Raw genomic sequence first — 16,149 nt, 5'->3', positions numbered from 1 at the left:
TCGGATACCTCACCCCACTCGAAACCCGGGCCAGGCTGCAGCGCGACTTCACCCCCGCAGCGTAAGCAACAGCTGTCCAAGGTCAGGGGGGAACTTCACATCCGGTCGCTGAGCCTCTCCCCGGATGGCGGGATCGTAGAGAACATCGGCGAGCCGCTTCCCTTCGAGGTGCCCTACTGGGCTGGAAAGCGTCCGGCAGAGGTCATCCCGTGGCCGGGTGAGGATGAGGAGCCGTACCCGCTGCCCTTCCACCCGCTGGACATGGGCGAGGATGCCCTGCGCGCGCTCTGCGGGTTCATCGTGGAGGGCCGCCCGGAGCCCAGCGACGTGGATGCGGACGACATCGAGCTCCACGGTTTCCTTGTGCGGGATCCGAACGCTCCGGATCCCGCAGAGAAGGAGGCCGGGCTCAGGGCAGCCGTGGCGGCCATGGGCCCTCCGCGTACCTATGTGCTGGGCCCCGATGGCACGTTGATCGAGCGGGACGTTCTGTAAATCGCGGCGGAAGTCGTGGGTTGTTCTCGACCGCGCCGCGTGGTTCGCCAGCCCGCTGGATCATGGCCGTCCAGAGTGCGGCTGGTTCAAGGTCCGGGTCAGCTCTCTGTTCGCGGCCCGGGCAGCTTCGAGATCCTCCGTCCTTTCCTCAAGTGCTCCCCGCTTCTCGGCGAGTTCCTGTTCCAACATGGTGATCCGGCGCTGGAGTTGGTCAATATCCGGCGCGGCCCCAAGCCCGGACTCGGTCCAGGCCTGCTCGCCGAGCTGCTTGGACAGCCGCTGCTCCAGCTGGCGCACCCGCGAGGCGAGTCGGGTGTTCCGCTCCAGCGCGTTGGCCAGGTCGGCCTGTAGGGAGGCTCGGCTGACGGCAGCGAGGCGGCCTTCCTCGACGGGCGTGTTGGCTGCGGTGTGAACGCGTTCGAGTAGGTCTCGGTGACGGTAAAGGAAGCTGCGGTCGACGCGGGCTGCGCGGGCGAGACCGGAGACGGTGATGTCGCCGCCGGTTCGCAGGGCTGCGTTGAGGGCCTTGATCACGCGCTCTCGGCGTCGTGCGGAGTCGGCGCGCTTGCCTTCGATCATGCTGGAGGTCATGCGGTCCTCTCGGGGCGGAGGTCGGGCATGGGCTGCCGCACCTTTGGAATGCCGAGCGAGACGACGCCCGCCCGGGTTCTGCGCACGACGGTGACGGCCTGCTGGATCTGGGCCCGGTCCTCGTCGGTGAGGTCGTCGAGTTCCTCGCGGACACGTTTGACCAAGCGGCGCACTCGGCTGATCTCGTCGTCCGAGGGCATCGCCTCGCCCTTGGCCCAGTCATCGGCGCCAGCGAACGCGGCCAGGCGCTCGCGGTTGCGCAAGAGGTCCGCCAGATAGGCTTCGAGGTCAGGCAGGTAGGACGCGTCGGTGCGGAAGTGGCTGCAGCCGACGCAGCGGAACCGGACCGGGCAGTCGTGGCCTCCGGCGGCGACGTTCGACGGTTCGGTGCAGGTGCCGTACGGGACCTGCACCTCGCCGATCGCCCGACGGGCGTGCTCGGAGTCGAGGACGGCCTTCGCCTTACGCCAGACGCGGTTGCCGTGCCGGTCGAACTGCATCGCGGCGACGCGCTCGACGGCTTCGCGTTGGCGTTTCTCGCCGACGCGGTAGTAGCACTGCGTGGTGTCAAGTTGGCGATGATCCATCAAAACCCGGAGGGCGTCGACGGGGACGCCAGCGTCGGCGTGACGCTGGGCGTAGGTATGGCGGTAGGCGTAAGGGAAGATCTTCGCTTTGTCGAAGGGCAACATCTTCGTGACGCGTTCGCCAGCGACCTCGACGACGGCGGGGACGAGGAGGTCAGGCACGGAATCGACCCAGATCCGGTGACGGCCCCCGAGCCAGCCGGCGGTCAGCGACTTCGTGCCGAGCGGATTGGCGACCGGTGTCGGCATCAGCACGAGGTCTTTGACCGGGGTGTCGGGAAATCGGGCCCGGACTCTCTGCTGCTGTTCGACGATGAGGGCCGCGGTGGCCTTGGCGATCGGCAGGCGTCGTCCGTTCCTGAACGCCTTGCGGTTGTCGTAGATCAGGACGGGTTCGCCGTCGCCGTCTCGTTCGAGGCAGTCGAAGGGCAGTCTGCAGATCTCGTCCGGGCGGCGGCCGGTGTCCATCAACAGCTCGACTGCGGTGCGGACCTGCGAGTCGCCGACAGCCAACGTAGCGAGGTGGTCGGAGAGTTGGCGCATCACCTCCGGCGGGAGGTCGCGGCCGGCCTCGGTGTCCTCCGGGTCGTCCGGGATGTCTTCTGGCCGGAGTGTGAACTGCTCGGACAGGCCGTGCAGAGGCTGACCGGGCTGGGTCAGCCCGAGGCTCCGCATGCGGATGAGCATGCGCCGGAGGTGCCGGACGTCGATGACGTGACGCGCGGCGGCGACTTCTCCCTGCTGCACCAGGTAACGCATCCGGTTGAGGAAGGCCACGATGTCGTCCCGGCCGAGGAGCCGTGGATCCGTGCCCTTGTCCGGCCGGTTCAGCTTGAGGCTTTCCGAGAGGCGGACGATGCAGTTGATCTGCGTCTGCATCGCTCCGCGGGGGTTGGTGCCCCGGCGGCGGGGGGCGTCATCGACCGCCCAGTCCTGGGCGGCTCTGCGCAACCAGGGCTGGCTGATCTTCTCGAAGTGGAGGTAGCCGGTCATGCCGAACGCGGCGCCGTTCCAGGTGTCTTTGTACCGTTCGGTCTCCGGCGAGAGGCTCAACCGGACGACGTGCTTGAGGAATCCCGTTGCCAGCGAGGTGTTGATCTTGCTCAGCCCAGTGGTGTCGAGATCGGCCAACGAGGCGACCTGCCGCGCTCGGACGAGATCGCAGAAGGGCCGGACGTGGTGGTCCTTGTGCCGGATGCCGGCGGCGACGCGCTCCTGCAGTCCGTAGAGGATCTCGGCCACCACCTGGTCGGGCAGGCCGAGCAGGCTCACCACGCCGGCCTGGGCGATCGCCGGAGTCGTCAGCCGCCAGGTCTCCTCATCATGGGTACTGCCGTTGCGGATCTCCGTCATCCGGCGCTGGTCGTGAGCCAGGCAGTATCGGCGGCTGTTTCCGTCTCGGGACCGGGGGCATGATGCGACCTCGCAAGAGCCGAAGCCTGGCAGCGGCTTCGCGGACGGGTGGAGGATGAACTCCTCGACCGTCAGCCCGAGCCTGTTTTTGCGCTGCAGATGAGCGGAGCACAGTTCGGCACGCGACGTCTTCGACGGACGGCCACACTGCGGGACACGGCAGTCCAGGACACCGATCGAGCGCCAGTGGCGCTTGACCGTGGACAAGAACTCCTCGAGGCTCTGCCCGCTGGTCTTCAGCCGTCTCGCGCAACCCACGCAAAGCCCGTGGTCCTTTGTGTGGAAGACCATCTTGTCGCAGCCCGTCACCGGGCATTCCGGGGCACCCAACAGGGGGTGGTCGCGTGGGAAGACCAGCTGACGTTTGTCGGCATCCCAGCTCATCAGCTTCCGGAAGTCCGCAGTCACCGCGGCCAGCAGGACGGTTGCGGCTTCCTCCGGTTGGGCCGACGGGTTCCGGGCGAGGGCGAGAGTCACCGGTTGTTCTCCTGCCCGTGCAGCCGGGGCAGTGGCACCCGCTCGATAGCCTCGCGGAGCCGTGACGGCTTGGGATGGAGGTAGGGGCGGGGCGATTCCGCGCTCTTCTGCCCGAGGAGGGCCTGGACCTCGTCGAGTTTGCCGCCGGCGTCGGCGACGTTGCTGGCCATCGCATGCCGACACATTCGGGGGCCGATCTTGCGGCCCAGCCCGGCGCGCCGGGACAGCGACTCGCAGAGTTCCCCGATCGCGTCGGTCGTCATCGGCGTCCCATAGGGCGGGCGGAACAGGTTGACCAGCAGGAAGTCGCTGCCGTCAGCACCCAGGCGCTCGTGGCGTTCCAGCGCGTACTGGTCGAAAGCCTGCACCACGAGGAAGTCGAGCGGCATCGCCCACGATTTCTTCGACTTCGACCAGGCGCGGTTCTCGTTCTCGCGCCGGATGACGTGGACGTGGGCGCCCTCCATGTCGCAGCCGAGCGAGCGGGAGTCCATCAGTAGGTGCGGATCGCTCCGGCGGAGCCCCGCGACCTGCCCCGGCCGCAGTCCGACTCGTGCCAGCAGCAGAAGGATCAGCCGGTCGCGGGCGGAGCGGCACTCCAAGAACATCGCGACGATCTCCTCGTCGCTGGCTCGGTCGATGGCGGTCTCGGGCTCCTGGAGCCGGTGGCGGGCCCGCATCCGGTACCGCATCCCACCGCTCTCGCCGCGAGCCTCCTCGGGCAGGTCGCGGCTGTCCCCGAGCTCGTAGATCTGTTCCAGCACCCAAGCCGGTGCTGTCTTGTTCACCACGGCGTGCACCAGGAACATCCGAACCGCCGTCAGTACCTTGTTGATTCGGCTCTCGCCCCGAACCGGTTTCGCACCCGGTCCCGCCACCACGACGCGCAGCTTGCCGCCACTTCGCGGCGTCCACTTCAGCCAGAGCATGAACAGCCCCATGTCCCGGGCCGCGGTGTGCCAGTCCCGGCCGGTGCTGGCGCACCATGCCAGGAACAGCACCACGGCCTCGGCGTACGCCTTCGTCGTCGTCTCCGCCCGCCCTCGGGCCAACCTCAGCTCCCGCAGGAAGCGGTCGGCTTCCTCGACCACCCCCAACTCATCGTCCACCACGGTCCAGTACCGGGCGCCCGACGGCAGCTGTACAGGGAATGCGCGCACTGGTACCTCTACTCCACGAGTGATCGCAACGATCCACCGCAGAGCCGCACCCCCTGAGAACCGTCACATACTCCCTAACGAGAGGGATCCGTGCGACGTCACGCCACGGCCAGGGAACCCCCAGAGAACGCGGCGGTCGCGGACCGGGTGATCGTGATGGACAAGGGGCGGATCGTGCAGACCGGCACCTGGGCCGAACTGGCGGAAGAGCGCGACGGCCTGTTCCGCGAACTGCTCGACCTCCAGCGCGACCGCACCGTCCCGGCCCAGCGCGCGGCGGGGGAGGAGAGCTGACGGGCGCCTGAACCGGTCCGGTTCGGACCGGCGTGGGGCAGCGGGGCGGCCGCGCGTCAGTCCGTGGCGCGGGCCGCCTCGCGCAGACGGCGCCAGGTGCGGCCGACCGACCCCAGCCCGGGGCGTCCGGTGCCGGGCCCGTCGGTCGGCCAGGTCCGGGCCGTCCCGGCGAAGGTCTCCGCCCGGGTCGGCGCGGCCGGTCGGCGCGCGTCGGCCCGCGCTTGCGTCCTGGCGGCGCGCAGCAGCTCCTCCGGCTCGACCGCGCCGAGCTCCGCCCGGGCGTGGCCGAGCAGCGCGGCACAGGCGTCGGCGATCGCGGCCTGGCCCAGCGGGCGTGCCGGGAGCTCCAGCCCGTCGGCCAGTCGCTGCGCGAGGGCGGTCCGCAGGTCCTGGAGGGAGAGGTCGCGGACCGTCAGCGACAGGTGGGCGGACAGCCCGGCGGCGCCGACCGCGCGGTGCGCGAAGCCGCGCGGGACGTAGAGCACGTCGCCGGGTTCGAGGACGCGGTGCAGGCGGCGCGGCGAGTGCTCGTCGTCCGGGAGTTCGCCCAGCGACCAGTCCGCCGCCGCCGGAGCGTCGTGGACGTACCAGCTCTTGCGTCCGGCCGCCTGGAGGACGAACACGTCGGCGTCGTCGCGGTGCACGGCGAGCCCCTGGCCGCCGGCCGGCGTGAGGAAGAAGAACGCCTCCACCCGCCGGTCGAGCTCCTCGGACAGCCGAGCCACCAGCTCGCCCGTCGGGCGGTGCCACTGGTCGACGCACCGCAGGAGCAGCGTCGCCCCGGCGCGCAGCCGGGCGAGGACCTTCGTGCGGTCCGCGAAGCCGTCGTACGTCACGCCGTTGACGACGCGTGAGGTGGTGTAGGCCTCGGGCGGGACGGTGACCTTGTCGGAGCGCACCATCTCCAGGTAGGGGGTGCGCAGCAGCCCTCCGTCGAAGGCGGCGTCCAACTCGTCGAGGTCGAAGGGCGAGGCGAGCGTCCCCGGGGTGAAGACCGCGGGCTCGCGCTGCCACCGGTGGCCGGCGAAGCCGTCGACGTCGCCGACCCAGGCGGCCAGCGTGGGCGATTCCATGATGTGTCCTGTGGTGATGTGTCCTGTGGTGTCAGGGGGTCATGCCCCCGCCGCCGCCTCGAACCGTACGGAGAGCAGGGAGCGCAGGGGGACGGGCGCGTCCTGCCGCGGGGTGCGGATGACGAGACCGTGGTCGAAGGCGACGGTCAGCAGGCGCTCGGCGAGGGGCACGACCAGGTGCTTGGCCCAGCAGCGGGCACCGTCGAACCCGAACGGCATGAACGCGGGCGTCCTCTCCGGGTCCGCCACCCCGGCCCAGCGTTCGGGCCGGAACTCCAGGGGGTCGGACCAGTAGTCCGGGTGGCGGTGCATCAGGAGCGGGAAGAGCGCGACCTCGTCCTCGGGGCGGATCTCGGGGTGCAGCTCGGTGTAGGCCTCCCCGCCGCTGCGCCACAGCATCCACGCGGGCGGGAGCAGCCGCAGCGTCTCCCACAGCGCCGCGGTGAGGTCGGCGGGGCGTTCTTCTGCCCGTTCCGACGCCCGTTCCGGTGCCTGCTCCGGTGCCCGCTGCTGCCGCAGCAGCCACAGGGCGTTGCCGGCCAGTGCGGCCACGCCGTCGCAGAGGGTGGCCGTCGCCCGCCGGTACATCGCGATGGCCTGCCTGCGCTCCAGGGGGTCGGAGGCGCCGCGGATCAGCTCGGCCAGTGCGGTCGACCTGCCCTCGGCCTCGGAGCCCGGCCAGACGGTGACGGCGCGGTCGACGATCCTGGAGAGCGTGTCCGAGCGGGTGATGCCCCGCTTCGACAGCAGGGAGACCGGCAGGGGGTCGGCGGAGAAGAGCCAGCGGCGCAGGTACGAGGTGGGCGCGTAGGGCCAGGCGCCGGACAGCCCGCGCGCCGGGGGCGGCGGCGTCCGGATGCCCGCCATGACGTCCTGCCCCAGCGCGCGGATCGTCCGGGTCGCGCTGTCGTGGGGGATGTCGGCACCGGCGGCGGGCTTGTAGACCGAGCGCTCCGTGGACAGCACTGGGCGTGCCGCGACGATTTCGGCCAGCAGGCGGCAGTCGGAGACGCCGACGGTGGTCGGGTCGATCCGGAATACCTTTTCTTCCCGGGCCAGCAGGTCCTGGATCCTCGGGGCATACACGAGGGAATGGTCGCGCACTGCGGCCGGCGCCATTTCTTCCACGAGCGTCCTGCCTTTATCGGAATGGCGGTGAAATGCATGTGCTCCGTGGCGTCGGCGGAGGCGGCGGCTCGGCCGCGCCGCACGCCCCGCCGACCACGGCTACGTCAGATGACGTGCAGGACCCACGCGTTGGCGGCGAGGTCCTCGTTCTTCTTGAACTTCTTGGCGATCGCCTTGATCATCTTCATGGCTGTCTCCATTCCGTGATTTGCGGGCGCGGCGAAGGGCCGCGCCCGGGTTCTCGGCGAATTCGGATTTCCGGTATGTAATCCGAACTGCTTCGTCCGTACCTGGACCCTAACCGAACGTCCGGGATTTGGACACCCCTGCGACGGCTGCTGATCGGATTCCTGCGCTACGTCGACGGCCTATTCGGCCTGTTCGATGGGTGAATTGTTATAACCCCGATTTCGAGATTTTCGTGGCGCGAGCCGAAACGCATGAGCGGAAACGCCGGAGGGCCCCGCGTCGCCGCGGGGCCCTCCGGTGCAACTGGAAGCCGTCAGTTGTAGGTCGTGGTGACGGTGACGCCGCCGAAGCCCTGCTGGGCGTAGAGGCTGAAGTACACCCAGCCGGACGGCGGGTTGGCGATGGTGAGGGTCTCGCCGTTGCCGCCGGTGGTGGACTTGGCGAGGTACGAGCCGGTGGTGGCCCAGGCGCCGCCGTTGTAGTACAGGTCGGCGTTGCCGGTGCCGCCGCTGGTGGTGATGGTCAGCTGCTTCACGCCGGCCGGCAGGAACAGGAAGTCGTAGTTGTAGTTCCCGGTGGGGGCGGCCACGTTGTCGCGGCGGCAGTTCCTGTCGTACTGCCGGGTGTCGGCGGCGGTGCACAGCGGGGCCTGGTTGGTGGGCAGGGAGCCGCAGTTGTCGGCGGAGCAGGCCTTGAGCCAGCCGGCGAAGTCGGCGTCGTACGCGGTGCCGATGGTGGTCTTCAGTAGGGCGCGGGCGCCGTTCCAGTCGCCCACGCGGTACTTGGCGAGCAGCGCGTCGACGTCCTGCGGGTGCGACTGGAGCATGTAACGGACGGCCAGGTAGCCCCAGTTGTAGATCCGGGTGGAGTCGGCGTTGTCGTAGGTGCTGTCGAACAGGGTGCTCAGCGCGTACGTGCCCTTGCCGGCCTGGGCCACCGCGTCGTCGTAGTGGACGCCCCGGTAGCTGTACGAGATGTACTCGGCCAGGCCCTCGACCCACCAGACGGTCGGGGTGGTCATGCCGGCGTCGAAGTCGCCGTAGAAGTCGTAGCGGCCGTCGAGGTAGTGGGTGTACTCGTGGTTGAGGTTCCAGATCTGGAACTGGGGGCGCAGCCAGGAGGCCTCGTGGGCGATGAAGCGGGCCTGGTTGCCGGCCGCGTCGGGCTTGCCCTCCTCGTACATGCCGCCGTTGTCGACGGCGATGTGGTACATCTCCCAGGCGTAGAGGCTGTAGTTGTAGTAGTCGTCGAAGACCACGACCTCAAGGCTGGTGTTGTGGTCGTCGGCGACCGGGCCGCTGTCCTTGACCACCTTGTGGAAGTACGCGTCCTGGTTGATCAGGCTGGTGCAGGTGTCGGTGAGCTGCTGCGCGGTCATGTCCTGGGCGCGGATGCGCAGGTTGGCGTTGCAGGTGTGGTCGACGGTGAGCACGAGCGGGACGAGCCGGGTGGGCAGGTCGCAGGTGCCGTAGTAGGAGCAGTTGCCGCCGTCCTTCTTCTCCGTGAACCAGAGCAGGTTCATGGTGAGCGGGGCGGTGTTGCCGACCAGCGGGTAGCGGTTGATCAGGTCCTTGACGATCGGCCGGCCCTGGGCGCGCAGCGCGTCGTTGGCGACGAGGTTGCCGATCTGGATGCCGATGCTCGTCACCGGGTCCGAGCCGGTGAGCTGGGAGCTGTTGCGGGTGACGAAGCCCGCCATGCTGGTGGCGAAGGAGGGGTCGGCCTGCAGGGCGGCGGTGAAGGCCGGCAGGTCGAAGCCGCGCTCGATGACGGTCTCGGTGTTGGCGACGGCGGTGGCCATCGAGCCGGTCCAGGCCCTCGTGTAGCCGTCCAGCAGCCGCTTGACGACGCCGGTGTAGCGGGCGTTCTCCTGGGCGCTGTCGATCAGGGTGACGGCCTCGGCGAGGGTGGCGCCGTTGGCCTCGGTGACGTCCTTGCTGTGCGGGGCGGCGTAGAAGGCGTCCAGCGCACCGCGGACGGCGGTCTGCAGCGCGGTGCCGTACGGGCCGACGACGTCCTTGTTGTTCCACTGGACGTAGTAGCCGGCGCGCAGGAAGAGCACCAGCTGGCCGACCGAGGTGGAGTCGTCGCCGGGGTAGGCGGCGGAGGCGTCGCGCAGCGCGTCGGCGACGGTGACCATCTGGGCCTCGTTGAAGGCGCCCTTGGCGTTGTTGCCGGTGAGCGTGAACAGCGTGTTGACGCAGTCGAGGCCGGCCGACTTGACCTGCTGGACCAGCGCGGCACCGGAGTTGCCGGTGAAGGCGGAGACATTGCAGGCGGCGGCGGCGAGTTGCTTCGCCGTCAAGGCGGCGCCGACGGAGCTGCCCGCCGTCGGGGCGGAGGCCTTGGTCCGCGGGGCCGAGGCGAGCGGGCGGGCGTCCTCGGGCGTGTCCGGCGACTTGGGCACCGGGATCGCGCGGGGCGCCGCGGCGTTGGCCGTATTGGCGGCGTTGGCGGCGTTGGCGGTCTTGGCGTCGGCCGTCTTGGCGGCGGGGGCTGACGGGGCGTCGGCCGCGTGCGCCGCCGGCGCGAAGAGGCCGAGGGCGAGGAAGAAGGCGGCGCCGAGCGCAGGGATTCTGCGCGCGTTCGCCTTCGCTATCCGGAAGGGACGCATGGGGTGGGGGCCTCCGGGGCCGGTAGTGGCCGTGTGGTTGGGGACACGGCCGCACCAATGTGTGACATGTAAAATGTCACACGAATAGTGGCCGCGGGAAGCCCTCGGGAGCGGAAAAGTCGTCAGGTGACGAGATGTGACGTCGGGAATAAGCAGGAGCTCATGCTTCGTTCCTGCAACTCATACGCAATAGTGTTGTCCTGGCACGATCAGCATCGTTCAACCCGCCGAAAGGGGCCGTGTCCTGATGGGCACCTACTCGCTTCCCGACCTGCCGTACGACTACTCCGCGCTTGAGCGGGCCATGTCGGCCGAGATCCTGGAGCTGCACCACTCCAAGCACCACGCCGCCTACGTCAAGGGCGCCAACGACACCCTGGAGCAGCTCGCCGAGGCGCGCGACAAGGAGCAGTTCGGCGGCCTGGTCGGCCTGCAGAAGACCTTCGCCTTCCACCTGTCCGGCCACGTGCTGCACTCGCTGTTCTGGCAGAACCTCTCCCCGGAGGGCGGCGACCGCCCCGAGGGCGAGCTGGCCGACGCCATCACCGAGCACTTCGGCAGCTTCGAGGCCTTCAAGAAGCAGCTCACCACCGCCACCACCGGCGTCCAGGGCTCCGGCTGGGGCATCCTCTCCTGGGAGCCGCTCGGCAAGCGCCTGATCGTCGAGCAGGTCTACGACCACCACGGCAACGTCGGCCAGGGCACCACCCCGCTGCTCGCGTTCGACGCCTGGGAGCACGCCTACTACCTGCAGTACCGCAACGTCCGCCCCGACTACGTCACCCGCCTGTGGGACGTCGTCAACTGGCAGGACGTCTCGGCCCGCTTCACGGCCGCCACGACCGCCTGACGCCCGTCAGGCCCAACGGCCCCGGCCCGGTCGGGCGGTCCGGGGCCGTTCCGCTGCTCTGCCGATCACGGTCTTCACCTGCAAAGACGAGGGAAACGGGGAACCCCTCCGACCCGGTTCACGTCATGAACCTCGGAAAGCTCGAAGACGGGTGGGGGAGCAGTCAGTCGATGGACCTCAAAGTACGCATGAAGGATCTGGCCGGGAGCCGAGTGGCCCTCGCGGTGGCCGCCGTCGTTCTGACGGCGAGTGCCTGGGGGGTCGCGACCCTCACCGACTCGGACAGCGCGCCACAGCAGAACGTCGCACAGGAGCAGGGCGGCTCCTCCGACGGCAGCGGCGGGGATGGCAGCAAGGGGGGCGACGGCTCCAACGGCGGCGACGGCGGCACGCAGCAGCCGGGCGGGATACCCGACGGCATAGCCCACGCCTCCGAGAGCGGAGGCAACGCCGTCAACATCACCATCGACGACGGCCCCGATCCCACCTGGACCCCGAAGGTCCTCGACGTCCTCAAGCGGCACGGCGTGACGGCGACGTTCTGCATGATCGGACCGCAGGCCAAGGCCCACCCCGACCTGGTCAAGCAGGTCGTCGCGGCCGGCCACCGGCTCTGCGACCACACGGTGCACCACGACACCACGATGGACAAGAAGCCCGTCGCCTACCAGGAGAAGGAGATCCTGGACGCGAAGAAGATGATCGAGGACGCTGCGGGCGGCGCCAAGGTGCTCTACTACCGGGCCCCCGGCGGCTCGTTCACCCCCGACAGCCGGCGCATCGCCGCGGCGAACGGCATGCGCCCGCTCGGCTGGAACGACGACTCCAAGGACTTCAACAAGCCCGGCACCGCCGCCATCGTGGACACCGTCAAGAAGGAGATCCACAACGGCCCGACCATCCTGTTCCACGACGGCGGCGGCGACCGCCAGCAGACGGTCGAGGCCCTCGACCAGGTCCTCACCTGGCTCAAGTCCCAAGGCCGCCCCACCGGCTTCCCGGTCCAGACCACCCCCTGAGGCACTCGCCCCCCGCCCCCACGCGCCCATACCTGCTGTACGGCCCCCAGCTCACCGACCAGGTGCCTGGTGCCTTCCGGGCCCCGCCGCCGAACTCAAGTGTTCGGCGGCGGGGAGCTCTAGGAGTGCCTTCCGGTGTTGCCAGGCGAGTCGGAGGAGCGTGGCACCGGCCGGCTGCATCGGCTCCGTGCTGGTGAGGCGATCCACCTGCTCGGCCGTGAACGGGATGCCCGTCGAGCGTCCGGTCGCATCGTCCAGCCCGACGCGGTGGCCCTCCTCGTTGGTGGACACGATGCGCCGAAACGTCTCGTCGAACAGTTCGGCGTCGAACACGGCCACGGTAAGCATGTCGGTGACGTAGGTCAGCGGGTCCATCCCGAGGCCCAGCCAGAACACCCGCAGGCTTCCGTCCTCGCGTGCTGCACTGAGTTTCTGGTCGAGCGGCCAGGCTGCGTAGTCGATGGGGGCCTTGTCGCTGCCGTAGTCCTCGGTGTTGCCGAGCAGTTCCTCGCTCAGCTCCCGGAGGATGGAGCGCCAGAGGTCGAAGTCGTTGGCCTCGTTCCACGGCGCGTCGTGCGAGGCCTGGAACATCCCGACCGGCATCACCTGGTAGAGGCCCCCGCCACTGGCCACCTTCTCGGGGTCACGCCAGTGCAGCACGAACTCCGCGTCGCCGGTTCGGCGATCGAGCCGGATGACGAGCGTGCTGGTGGCCGCCATGACGGGCCGGCGCGCGAGATCGGTCGGATCGCCGATGGCGGCCCGGAACGGTGTGTCAGCTGCCTCCGAGAGGACAGCTGCGGCGTACTCGTGCGCGGCAGCCTCGCAGATGTTGATGACGTCGAAATACTGCCCACGCCCGAAGGTCAGCACTGGACCGGTCGTAGAGGCATCGACGTCCAGGAGCCGGTAGCAGCCACGGTTCTCGAACAGCCTGGGCTTGGCCAGTTCCCGGACGGCATCCGCATAGCGAAGATGCGCGGTCCCGTCCTCCCGTCGGGGACGGATGTGGTCGAGCTCCGGCCCGCTTCCGTCCAACTGCGCGGCAGGCGCGTCCGGCTGCCACCGCAGCCGGACGCGTTCAAGGGGTACCGGCTGCTCCGGAATCCAATGCTTTCGGGCCAACAGAGGCACACCCGGGACAAGATGCTCGGGAGGGTGGCCGGCGAGGAGCCGTCTGGTCAGCGCAAAGCGCTGATCGTTCAGGAAGGCCCGAACCTGTCGCCACTGCTGGCTGTCTGGCATCGGTTCACCCCAGCGTCGAGGCGCGCTCGTCCAGCTCCTCGACGCCGGGTACGTGGCGGAGCCGGTAGAGACGGGCCCGCAGGTCGCTGACCGCGTCCTGGACTTTGACGGAACGGATACCGTCCGCGCAGTCGAGGAATTCGTTCCAGGAGGCGAGGGCGCCGTCGACGTCGTCCTGTCGGAGCCGGACCGTACCGAGGTCGGCGAGGACGATCGCACGGGTGCGGCGGCGGTCGAGGCCGTGGATGTCGAGCGCGTGATGAAGGTGGTCCTGAGCGGCCGTGTGGTCCCCGAGTTGGGCGAGGATCATGCCGGACTCGTGCGCCCACCGCCCGATGCTGTAGTGCGAGGCCCACGACTCGCCCGGGGCGTCGGTGGCACGCTCGATCGCGGTCTGCGAGGCCGAGAGCGCAGCGGTGGCCGTGCGGCGGTCGCCGTCGAGGGCGGCGGCGTTGGCGAGGGTGGCCTGGTAGTAGGCCAGGGCCCGCGGGGCGTTGAGAGCCTTGGCCTGGTCCACGCACTCCTCCGCTATCCGGACGGCTGTCGGACGGAACCCGAGATCGATCGCCTGGACGGCGAGACCGCGTAGGGCGGTGGCGGCCAGTTCGGCGTCGCCGGCTTCGGAGGCCAGGCGGAACGAGTGGGCGTAGTACTGCTGGGCGGCGTCCTGGTTGCCCTCGTCCTGAGCCATCCACCCCGCCAGGTGGACGAGCTGGGCGGTGGCCGCAAACAAGTCCCGGCCGACAGCTTCACTCCAGGTACCGTCCAACCAGGGCGCGACGTCGTCGTGGAGGTAGCGGACCGCGAGGTGCCGGGCATGTCCGCCGCCGAGCTCGGCGGCCGCGTCGCCGAGCGACTTGGTCATTTGGCGGATCGCCGCGACCTCGCCCCGGCCGACGTGAACCTTGTCACCGGACTTGAGCCGCACGCGCCGGAGCACGGCGTCGGGGTCAGGAAGGCCCAGCGCCGCGAGCGCGTACGCGCTGGAGGCGGCCACGAATCCCCGGCGATCCAGCACTGCCCCGGATCCGCCTGACACGGCGCCCTCCCTCGGGCCGACATCTGGCCCACAGTGGTCGACAACTGGCCGACATCTGGTCCACACTCTGGCACCTTATCCGTTTGCGTGCCCGCCTGTTGACTGAGAGTAAGTAGCCCGGGTGTCAAAGGAGCCCTCTCCCGGGCGGCTCAACCAGCCGATTGGCGCCCGTTGTAAGGGTGCCTCATCCGAACGGAGACACAGGTGACCACCATCGACACCGCGACGATCACGGTCGAGCTGCCCGAGGCGTTCGACCCGCGCTGGAACCGTCTGCCCGGAATCACCGTGGACGGCAAGCAGATCACGATCGACCCGGAGAAGTACTTCTTCCGGTTCGAGGTCAACTCCCGGCTCGTCATCGACTGGCAGACCGTTCAGGACGGCCTGCTGGACGCGGACGAGACCGAGGAGGCCAGCGTCGAGCAGCTGGCGCTGGAGTTCATCAAGAACCACGGCCGCTCGACCCGTGACGCGGGCGAGGTGCTGGCCATCGCCCACCAGGTGTACTCGTACCTGTTCCGGGACGAGCACGTGACCACCCTGGGCCTGGTGGTTCATGGAGCAGGCCATCAGGTGGATCAACAATCCCCAGGATGACCCGCTTTACATCAACGTCGTCCGTCGGTACCTGACCACGGCCGTCCGCCTGCTGGAGGCCTGAGCGTGGACCTCTGGGAGGCCCACGCTGCCCAGCGCCTCGCAGCAGGACCGCCGCAGCCGCTCGGAGCACTTCACGAGCGCCCTGGAATGGGCTACCTCGCTTCGTGCGACCGGGAAGGCGGTCTGATGTCCGGGCCGGAGGGATGCCGGACGCCCCTGGCGGTCATTCCGGTGAGCAACGCTCGGTTTCCGGTTCCGCTGGCGTGGAGGGTGGTGTCGGGGGGCAAGGTGGTGTGGTTCGAGTACCCGGAAACCGCCGAAGCGCCGTGCCCCACGTATGGGTGGGGCACGGCGCTTGGCCTTCAGGTCCTCGGTCAGCCGAAGAAGGCGTCCAGGATCTGCTGGGCGGCGAGCCCGGCCGGGAGGGTTCCGGCGCGGACCTGAGTCTCCAACTCGGGGGCCAGCCGCTGCACTTCCGGGTTCTCGTGCAGCCGGGCGTAGAGCTGGTCGTGGACCATGGCCCAGGTCCATTCCACCTGCTGGTCGCGGCGCTTGGCGGCCAGGGCGCCGGTGGCGTCGAGGACCTTGCGGTGCTGCTGCAGCCGCTCCCACAGCACGTCCAGGCCGGCGCCGTCGCGGCCGCTGCAGGTCAGGACGGGCGGCGTCCAGGCGGCATCCGGGGCCTGCAACAGCCGCAACGCGCCCGCGAGTTCGCGGGCGGCGGCTTTCGCATCCCGTTCGTGCGGGCCGTCGGCCTTGTTGACGGCGATGACGTCCGCCAGCTCCAGGACGCCCTTCTTGATGCCCTGCAGCTGGTCGCCGGTACGGGCCAGGCTGAGGAGCAGGAAGGTGTCGACCATCCCGGCCACCGCCGTCTCGGACTGGCCGACGCCGACCGTCTCGATCAGCACCACGTCGTACCCGGCCGCCTCCATCACCACCATGGACTCGCGGGTGGCCTTGGCGACACCGCCCAGCGTCCCCGAGGTGGGCGAGGGCCGGACGAAGGCGTGCGGGTCGACGGCCAGGCGCTCCATCCGGGTCTTGTCGCCCAGGATGGAGCCGCCGGTGCGGCTGGAGGTCGGGTCGACGGCGAGGACCGCGACCCGGTGGCCCAGCCCCGTCAGCATGCTGCCGAAGGAGTCGATGAAGGTCGACTTGCCGACGCCGGGCACGCCGGTGATGCCGACCCGGACGGCCCCGCCCGCGTGCGGCAGCAGCCGCTGGAGCAGCTGCTGCGCGAGCGCGCGGTGGTCGGGCCGACTGGATTCGACGAGGGTGACGGCGCGCGCGATCCAGGCGCGCGAGCCGTCCAGGACACCCGTCACATAGCTGTCGAGGTCGATCGTCCGCGGAGGCATGCGATCAGGAA

13 protein-coding genes and 2 pseudogenes are annotated in these 16,149 nt (G+C 69.6%); 6 read left to right on the top strand and 9 right to left on the bottom strand.

Going from position 1 to position 16,149, the window contains the following annotated elements; translation table 11 throughout:
- Positions 1-495, top strand: a 495-nt coding sequence (locus tag OP86_RS04095) for a DUF6928 family protein (protein WP_418952578.1), incomplete at its 5' end; no start/stop codon positions are given.
- A gap of 60 nt (positions 496-555) precedes the next feature.
- Here the strand turns inward: OP86_RS04095 and OP86_RS04090 are convergent.
- From OP86_RS04090 to OP86_RS04080, 3 genes are read right to left on the bottom strand one after another with little or no spacing between them, the layout of a single operon-like run.
- Positions 556-1,086 (bottom strand): DUF6262 family protein, encoded by a 531-nt coding sequence (locus tag OP86_RS04090; protein WP_030061796.1) that lies wholly within the window; start codon positions 1,084-1,086, stop codon positions 556-558.
- Complete coding sequence (locus tag OP86_RS37365; protein WP_199815145.1) at positions 1,083-3,563, bottom strand: site-specific integrase; 2,481 nt, start codon at positions 3,561-3,563, stop codon at positions 1,083-1,085. The genes OP86_RS04090 and OP86_RS37365 overlap by 4 nt, the downstream gene beginning before the upstream one ends.
- Positions 3,560-4,675 (bottom strand): tyrosine-type recombinase/integrase, encoded by a 1,116-nt coding sequence (locus OP86_RS04080; RefSeq protein WP_245231774.1) that lies wholly within the window; start codon positions 4,673-4,675, stop codon positions 3,560-3,562. The genes OP86_RS37365 and OP86_RS04080 overlap by 4 nt, the downstream gene beginning before the upstream one ends.
- Before the next feature lie 138 nt (positions 4,676-4,813).
- On the opposite strand from OP86_RS04080, the gene OP86_RS36410 reads away from it, so the two are divergent.
- The gene (locus tag OP86_RS36410) at positions 4,814-5,017 is read left to right on the top strand and encodes a hypothetical protein (RefSeq protein ID WP_157849660.1); all 204 of its coding nucleotides are present in this window, start codon (positions 4,814-4,816) and stop codon (positions 5,015-5,017) included.
- Positions 5,018-5,073: 56 nt separating this feature from the next.
- On the opposite strand, the gene OP86_RS04075 is transcribed toward OP86_RS36410, so the two are convergent.
- The 3 genes from OP86_RS04075 to OP86_RS04065 form a co-directional block, all read right to left on the bottom strand.
- Entirely contained in the window at positions 5,074-6,090 is a 1,017-nt protein-coding gene (locus OP86_RS04075; RefSeq protein ID WP_051829658.1) for a JmjC domain-containing protein, read from the bottom strand.
- A 39-nt stretch (positions 6,091-6,129) separates the two neighbouring features.
- Positions 6,130-7,176 (bottom strand): cytochrome P450, encoded by a 1,047-nt coding sequence (locus OP86_RS04070; protein WP_157849659.1) that lies wholly within the window; start codon positions 7,174-7,176, stop codon positions 6,130-6,132.
- 544 nt (positions 7,177-7,720) lie between these two features.
- Positions 7,721-10,021, bottom strand: a complete 2,301-nt coding sequence (locus tag OP86_RS04065) for a M9 family metallopeptidase (protein ID WP_051829657.1) — start codon at positions 10,019-10,021, stop codon at positions 7,721-7,723.
- A 247-nt stretch (positions 10,022-10,268) separates the two neighbouring features.
- Between OP86_RS04065 and OP86_RS04060 the strand changes: the two genes are divergently transcribed.
- Together OP86_RS04060 and OP86_RS04055 are read left to right on the top strand one after the other, a co-directional pair.
- Entirely contained in the window at positions 10,269-10,871 is a 603-nt protein-coding gene (locus tag OP86_RS04060) for a superoxide dismutase (protein ID WP_030061789.1), read from the top strand.
- A 170-nt stretch (positions 10,872-11,041) separates the two neighbouring features.
- Entirely contained in the window at positions 11,042-11,890 is an 849-nt protein-coding gene (locus OP86_RS04055) for a polysaccharide deacetylase family protein (protein WP_234434766.1), read from the top strand.
- Positions 11,891-11,941: 51 nt separating this feature from the next.
- On the opposite strand, the gene OP86_RS04050 is transcribed toward OP86_RS04055, so the two are convergent.
- Together OP86_RS04050 and OP86_RS04045 are read right to left on the bottom strand one after the other, a co-directional pair.
- Entirely contained in the window at positions 11,942-13,135 is a 1,194-nt protein-coding gene (locus OP86_RS04050; RefSeq protein WP_051829656.1) for a hypothetical protein, read from the bottom strand.
- Positions 13,136-13,139: 4 nt separating this feature from the next.
- On the bottom strand, positions 13,140-14,174 hold the full coding sequence (locus OP86_RS04045) for an NsdA family TPR-like regulatory protein (RefSeq protein ID WP_483414666.1): 1,035 nt from the start codon (positions 14,172-14,174) through the stop codon (positions 13,140-13,142).
- A gap of 204 nt (positions 14,175-14,378) precedes the next feature.
- Here OP86_RS04045 and OP86_RS04040 point away from each other — a divergent pair.
- A pseudogene (locus OP86_RS04040) lies at positions 14,379-14,747 on the top strand (hypothetical protein); the annotation flags it as partial.
- Positions 14,728-14,838, top strand: a pseudogene (locus tag OP86_RS37735) (aminoglycoside phosphotransferase family protein); the annotation flags it as partial. The pseudogenes OP86_RS04040 and OP86_RS37735, both read left to right, overlap by 20 nt.
- 313 nt (positions 14,839-15,151) lie before the next feature.
- Here OP86_RS37735 and meaB read toward each other — a convergent pair.
- Complete coding sequence (meaB, locus tag OP86_RS04035; RefSeq protein ID WP_030255284.1) at positions 15,152-16,138, bottom strand: methylmalonyl Co-A mutase-associated GTPase MeaB; 987 nt, start codon at positions 16,136-16,138, stop codon at positions 15,152-15,154.
- Positions 16,139-16,149: the final 11 nt, after the last annotated feature.

The organism is Streptomyces novaecaesareae, assembly GCF_000716875.1.
Lineage (GTDB): Bacteria > Actinomycetota > Actinomycetes > Streptomycetales > Streptomycetaceae > Kitasatospora > Kitasatospora novaecaesareae.
The sequence above is the reverse complement of the archived record's forward strand: the minus strand, read 5'-3'. Positions and strand labels throughout refer to the sequence as shown.

Bases quoted from the DNA above. Each gene is read 5' to 3' on its own strand.
- OP86_RS04060 (WP_030061789.1), top strand. From the start codon at position 10,269: ATGGGCACCTACTCGCTTCCCGACCTGCCGTACGACTACTCCGCGCTT.
- OP86_RS04075 (WP_051829658.1), bottom strand. From the start codon at position 6,090: ATGGAATCGCCCACGCTGGCCGCCTGGGTCGGCGACGTCGACGGCTTC.
- OP86_RS04065 (WP_051829657.1), bottom strand. From the start codon at position 10,021: ATGCGTCCCTTCCGGATAGCGAAGGCGAACGCGCGCAGAATCCCTGCG.
- OP86_RS04050 (WP_051829656.1), bottom strand. From the start codon at position 13,135: ATGCCAGACAGCCAGCAGTGGCGACAGGTTCGGGCCTTCCTGAACGAT.
- meaB (WP_030255284.1), bottom strand. From the start codon at position 16,138: ATGCCTCCGCGGACGATCGACCTCGACAGCTATGTGACGGGTGTCCTG.
- OP86_RS04090 (WP_030061796.1), bottom strand. From the start codon at position 1,086: ATGACCTCCAGCATGATCGAAGGCAAGCGCGCCGACTCCGCACGACGC.
- OP86_RS04055 (WP_234434766.1), top strand. From the start codon at position 11,042: ATGGACCTCAAAGTACGCATGAAGGATCTGGCCGGGAGCCGAGTGGCC.